This is a genomic window from Mesorhizobium sp. M1A.F.Ca.IN.020.06.1.1 (assembly GCF_004023265.1).
Taxonomy (GTDB): Bacteria; Pseudomonadota; Alphaproteobacteria; order Rhizobiales; family Rhizobiaceae; genus Mesorhizobium.
Map to the genome: position 1 here is coordinate 1 of NZ_RZSR01000952.1, position 2283 is coordinate 2283.

At 60.5% G+C, this 2283-nt stretch carries 3 protein-coding genes; all 3 read left to right on the forward strand.

Going from position 1 to position 2283, the window contains the following annotated elements; translation table 11 throughout:
* Nucleotides 1-259, forward strand: a 259-nt coding sequence (locus EOA60_RS29465) for an enoyl-CoA hydratase-related protein (protein ID WP_245502638.1), incomplete at its 5' end; no start/stop codon positions are given.
* Between the two features lie 246 nt (nt 260-505).
* Nucleotides 506-772 carry a 30S ribosomal protein S20 gene (rpsT, locus tag EOA60_RS29470; RefSeq protein WP_095824216.1) on the forward strand — a complete coding sequence of 89 codons (267 nt, stop codon included), beginning with the start codon at nt 506-508 and terminating at the stop codon, nt 770-772.
* Nucleotides 773-1609: 837 nt separating this feature from the next.
* On the forward strand, nt 1610-2283 hold a 674-nt coding region (locus EOA60_RS29475; protein ID WP_245502639.1), incomplete at its 3' end, for a DnaA N-terminal domain-containing protein.

The following is a 2283-nucleotide window of genomic DNA, read 5'->3' on the forward strand; positions in this document are numbered from 1 at the left end:
CTGCGGACTGGTGTCGCGAGTGGTGCCGGCGGCCGAGCTGGTCGAGGAGGCGCTGAAAGCGGCAGCGAAGATCGCCGAGTTTTCCCTGCCGTCGGTGATGATGACGAAGGAAGCCGTCAACCGCGCTTTCGAGACGACGCTTGCCGAGGGGCTGCGCTTCGAGCGCCGCCTTTTCCACTCGCTGTTTGCGCTCGATGACCAGAAGGAGGGTATGGCCGCCTTCGTCGAGAAGCGGAAGCCGAATTTCAGCAACCACTAGGGCTTGTCGGCCTAATGCGTGCCGCGATTTTGGCAAGAAGCCGGGCATACACAAAGACAACTGCTTTAGGCGTGCGGACCCGTTTCAGCGCGGTACGGCTTCAAGCCCCAAAAAGACCGCGAAGCGGCGTTGACGCGCCGGAAAAGCTGAACTATAAGCCGCACCAACCGAGGCGGCCCGTGGCTGCCCGTTTGTTTTTTGCGCCCTGCGACCCGCTGGCGCCCACCAGATCAGAAGAGAGGCATCATGGCCAATACGTCCTCGGCCAAAAAGGCAACGCGCAAGATCGCCCGCCGGGCGGCGATCAACAAGAACCGTCGGTCGCGCGTCCGCACCTATGTTCGCCAGGTCGAAGAGGCGCTCGCCGCCGGCGACAAGGCTGCTGCGCTCGAAGCGCTCAAGGCCGCGGAGCCGGAATTGATGCGCGCCGCAACCAAGGGTGTCCTCCACAAGAACACGGCTTCCCGCAAGGTTTCGCGGCTGGCCCAGCGGGTCAAGGTGCTGTCGGCCTGACCGACTTCCCTTTAGAACCGTTATCCTTGAACCCGGCCGCACAGGCCGGGTTTTTTCGTTTGCCGGCAAGTACTTAAAAAGAACGGTCGGACAACGACGCTTGGGCCGAATTTCAAAGTAGCCAGTGTTTTGCCGGCATATACATAATCGCTCATGTCGACGACCGCTGGATGCGGGCACGACCATAGATGAGCCTGCCACAAAATCCATATAATTTTCAAAAGCTTACAGACGGTCATCCACAGCTTGTTCAACTCGCGGAGGAGCGGCGGGGGACAAGTAGCTGTCAAGAGAATTATTTCAGAAAATTTCCGAAGGTGTGGCCTTTTTCACATTCCACGGAAAAGGGTTTGAATCACAATGGCTTTATGAAAATGGGCCGCAGTGGCACCTGCTTTGAACACGTCTCCGGTAACCAGATTCGTTAAAAATCCGTTAGACGTGGCCTTGCCCTATCCACAGCGATTTCGGTAATGTCCATCCATCGAAGGGACGGGCACCTGCCCTTAACCCAGCCTGAATCGGCCAGCAAAAAATGGCGGAATTCATGACGCGGAGCAATTCCGCGTGCGGCATGGTTTGTCTCTTCGGTGCGGGTAGGGGACTGGCGTAATTGTACATGGCAGTCGACGTTGGGCCGGCATTTTCGCCGGGCGGTGTTGCATTGTCTTGGCATGATCAAGCCGGCTTGCGAGAGCCGGCAGAGGTCCCTTGCGCAACGTTGCAACGATATCGCCGGCGGCGGCGATAGAGGCGCAGCGAAAAACGTCGCCGGACCCAGGGTGCAGGAGGCGCACTCCCGGCGGAAAAAGGGTACGAGAGACAAGGAACTTGATCATGCAGAGCGGCATCGAAGGGGAGATTGCGGGCGAACTCCCATTCCCAGCAACTATCGTCGGAGGGGACGACATGGCGGCATCCAGCGACGCTGAACAGAAGTTCGAGCGGGTCAAGGCCCAATTGAAGGCGCGTCTGGGAGCCGAGGTCTATTCGAGCTGGTTTGGCCGCATGAAGGTTGCCGAGGCGTCGCGCGGAATGGTCCGCATCTCCGTACCGACGGCCTTCCTGCGGTCGTGGATCAACGGCCATTACCTTGATCTTATCGCCGAACTGTGGAGGCACGAGGATCCCGACCTTCTCAAGATCGAGATCGTCGTGCGGACCGCCACGCGGCAGGGCCGCAACAATGTCGAGCCGGAGATCGCGCCGGCGCGCAAGATGACCAAGCAGGCCCAGACCGCGCTTGCCGCCGGCACCGCGAGCGCCGGTCGGGTGGAACGGACGCCGGCGCCCCGCCAGGGCGTGCCAGTGGAGACCGAGTTCCGCCACAATGTGCTGGGGTCGCCGCTCGACCCGCGCTACACTTTCACTTCGTTCATCGAAGGCCCTTCGAACCGTGTTGCTTTCGCGGCGGCCAAGGCGGTGGCGGAATCGCAGTCGAGCGCGGTGCGCTTCAACCCGCTCTTTCTCCATGCGACCGTCGGCCTGGGCAAGACGCATCTGTTGCAGGC